Below are 2,365 nucleotides of genomic sequence, written 5' to 3' on the forward strand. Positions count from 1 at the left end.
TCTACGCGCAGCACACCATGGCTCTTTGGAAAATACGGCCGAAGCCGCGCCATCTAATCTTCGTTCAGCCAGTGAAGATTGCTCATAAAACCCCCTCAATTTGGGAGTTTGATTCATACAGGCCAGACAGCCTCAAGTTGATTGATGGGTCCTGAGCCTAACCCGCACGCGCCAAGCCTCGATTGCACAGCCCCCGCCCCGGCACATACCCCATATCCGCCTTGGGAAAGAGCGCATCTTCCGGTCCAAAGAACTTCTCGTCCTGCAAGAACCGGACCCAAGCTTTAAAACATTCCCGATAGACTTCATCGACAGGGAAGAACTGACACATGATCGTTTTCGCGTTTTTTGTGTTCACCTCGCGCGCATCTTGGAAGACATGACCCAGTTCAGCATTAACGTGTTTAAGCTTGAGCGATGTCACTGCGCCATCCTGCGCGCCCATCAGCATGAAGAACGCAAAGAACGCCTTGTCGCGTTTGTCGAACGCACTCTCAAACGGCATCGCCTGAAATGCATGTGCCGCATTTTGCATAGAAGGATATGGAATTGCGCGCAGGGCATGTGCCACCCTGCCCGCTTTGAGCGTATTGTTGAAGTACTCGACATCTGGATAGGTCAGTACACGCTTGAACCCATCGCGGCTCACCAGCCAATGAAAGAAACTCTTAACCAGCCGAACAGACCCTCAAACACTAGCTGCTAGAAGCCCCATGTGCAAAAAATAATTTGCTGCAACTTCTAATGTAAAATAAGCGGTTCCGCGACAACGAGGTGCGGCTGCAAATGCACGCGCTGGCCTACAACCGCGGTGTGTTCCTCTACGGCACTGATCTACCCGAAGAGATGGCCGACTGGTCGCGGACCAGCTAGCAAACCCGGTTCATCTAAATCGGTGCGCGGATTGTCCGCCAAGCCCGCACCATCACCTTCCAGCGCGTCGAGGTGGCTGTCAGTGGCAATCGGTTCACCCGTATCATCGCAGCCATCCATCGCCTGCGTTCACCACTGGCTCCACCATGACCGCGTTAGCGATGAAACCTGAAGAACTACGGCTTGGTTGGTCCGCACAAACGGCCCCCAGTCAGATCAACACCCCGATCAGTCTCGCCTTCCAGACCGAAAGCCCGCTCAAAATGGTCGTCTGATGCGCGAAACACCGCACAACGGGGTTCAGAAGGCTTGCTTGGAGCACAGATCAGAGTCACCATGCGCAAGAAGGCGTTCCACTTGGGGAATGTCGGACTAAGCAACAATACACTCTTCCAGAGGCCATGGCAGGCCGTTTTATGCCAAATTTTCCAGTTTTGTGACAGGTGCCCATCGGCCCGCTTTGCAGAGTTGTGACATCCGTCTAAGATTGATCTATTTGTAAATTGCTTTACCAATAAAGCAATTACGTAAAGTAATGCCGCATTTTTTTTCATATTTCAATTTTTCAAAGGAACATATCCATGACCCTAACAGTGATTTCCGGTAACGATACTGTTGCACAATCCATAGACGGCGACGATCAGTTCATTCTCCTAGAGGATGCAAGCCTTGTCGTGACCGGCAATTCCAGAGCGCTGAGCGTGACGGGGGACGACAACAATGTCATCATCCTCGGCGACTTTGTCTCAGCCGGCACCCAGAACGCGATCGTCTCAAGCGGGGGGACAGGCAACTCCTACACCTTCGGCGCCAATGCGGTTCTGTCCTTCGCCAACGATTTCTTCAACGGTATGAACTTCAACAGTGACAACGAGACCATCACTAACCACGGCCAGATCTATGGCAGCCGAACCGTCGTTTTTCTTGGCGGATCAAACGATGTTTTCATAAACTACGGCATCGTTGCCGGCGCCAGCACAACTTTTGAAACTGTTCGTATGGGCGACGCCAACCAGACGCTGGTCAACCATGGCAGCGTGACCTCTGGTGCGGAGGCTGTAGTGTCCGTGGGCTTAAATTCTGGCATCGTCAATTTTGGACAGATCGTCGGAACCACCGCCATACAGGCCAATACGGGTAGCGCAAGAATTACCAATCACGGTGATCTGACCGGCACGACCGGAACAGCCGTTTCCATGACCAGCACCGATGCCATATTCACGAATTTCGGCACCGTCAGCGGCGATGTGACCGCACAGCAGGCGGTCACCGTCCGCAATGCCGGGTTGATCGATGGCGACGTGATCACCAACGGTTCGTCGGACGTGATGGTGAATTCTGGCACCATCACGGGTTCCGTCGATCTCGGCACCGGCAATGACATCTATCGCGGCTTTGGCGGCACCGTTCTGGGCACCATCGATGGCGGCGCAGATGACGACACCTATTTCATCGACCAGCCCGACGCGGTGATCAACGACTTAAGCGGCAA

3 protein-coding genes and 1 pseudogene are annotated in these 2,365 nt (G+C 53.6%); 3 read left to right on the forward strand and 1 reads right to left on the reverse strand.

The window, feature by feature from the left end:
• Nucleotides 1-157: 157 nt before the first annotated feature.
• Complete coding sequence (locus tag V7730_RS22545) at nt 158-649, reverse strand: hypothetical protein (RefSeq protein ID WP_335749794.1); 492 nt, start codon at nt 647-649, stop codon at nt 158-160.
• A gap of 104 nt (nt 650-753) precedes the next feature.
• Between V7730_RS22545 and V7730_RS22550 the strand changes: the two are divergent.
• The 3 genes and pseudogenes from V7730_RS22550 to V7730_RS22560 all read left to right on the forward strand — a co-directional run.
• Nucleotides 754-1,023: pseudogene (locus tag V7730_RS22550) on the forward strand (transposase); the annotation flags it as partial.
• Nucleotides 1,020-1,148, forward strand: coding sequence for a hypothetical protein (locus tag V7730_RS22555; protein ID WP_335749795.1), 129 nt, complete (start codon nt 1,020-1,022; stop codon nt 1,146-1,148). The pseudogene V7730_RS22550 and the gene V7730_RS22555, both read left to right, overlap by 4 nt.
• A gap of 306 nt (nt 1,149-1,454) precedes the next feature.
• Nucleotides 1,455-2,365: hypothetical protein (locus V7730_RS22560; protein WP_335749796.1), on the forward strand; the 911-nt coding region annotated here is incomplete at its 3' end.

Origin of the sequence: Sulfitobacter sp. (assembly GCF_036961165.1) — a bacterium.
GTDB lineage: Bacteria > Pseudomonadota > Alphaproteobacteria > Rhodobacterales > Rhodobacteraceae > Sulfitobacter.

Excerpts from the sequence above, each read along its gene's own strand:
- V7730_RS22555 (WP_335749795.1), top strand. The coding sequence starts at position 1,020 with ATGACCGCGTTAGCGATGAAACCTGAAGAACTACGGCTTGGTTGGTCC.